We start from the raw sequence: 718 nt of genomic DNA, 5'->3' as shown, positions 1-718 counted from the left end.
GAGGCTCCGACTGTTTGTATGCACACGGTTTCAGGATCTATTTCACTCCCCTTCCGGGGTTCTTTTCGCCTTTCCCTCACGGTACTGGTTCACTATCGGTCGATATCGAGTATTTAGCCTTGGAGGATGGTCCCCCCATGTTCAGACAGGGTTTCACGTGCCCCGCCCTACTTGTCTTACGCTTAGTACCACCGATCGGATTTCGTGTAAGGGGCTATCACCCTCTATGGCTCCCATTTCCAGAGGATTCCACTATCCGTTCGACTATCACGTAAAGGCTGGTCCCATTTCGCTCGCCACTACTTTGGGAATCTCGGTTGATGTCTTTTCCTGCAGCTACTTAGATGTTTCAGTTCGCCGCGTTCGCTTCATTACCCTATGTATTCAGATAATGATGACCCAGAGGGCCGGGTTTCCCCATTCGGAAATCTGCGGATCAAAGTGTGTTTGCTCACTCCCCGCAGCTTATCGCAAGCTACTACGTCCTTCATCGCCTGATATCGCCAAGGCATCCACCATGTGCACTTATTCGCTTGTCCCTATAACGTTGACGTCTCGGCCAGCGAAGCCAAAACACGTTATAGAGCTTGAGTATGAATATGCCGTATTCCAGACTACTCGCCTGCGTGTTACCGCATCGAGAACTCTTTCATACATATGATTGATGACAATCACAACCCACCAGTCTTCATCCACGCACATCACATACGTGAACTCC

General features: G+C 50.0%; 1 rRNA gene. It reads right to left on the bottom strand.

The window, feature by feature from the left end:
* Positions 1-539, bottom strand: a 23S ribosomal RNA gene (locus tag IGW03_RS37755); the annotation flags it as partial.
* Positions 540-718: the final 179 nt, after the last annotated feature.

This window comes from Noviherbaspirillum malthae (assembly GCF_015352985.1).
GTDB lineage: Bacteria > Pseudomonadota > Gammaproteobacteria > Burkholderiales > Burkholderiaceae_D > Noviherbaspirillum > Noviherbaspirillum malthae.
This window is presented reverse-complemented; position numbering and strand designations above follow the sequence as displayed.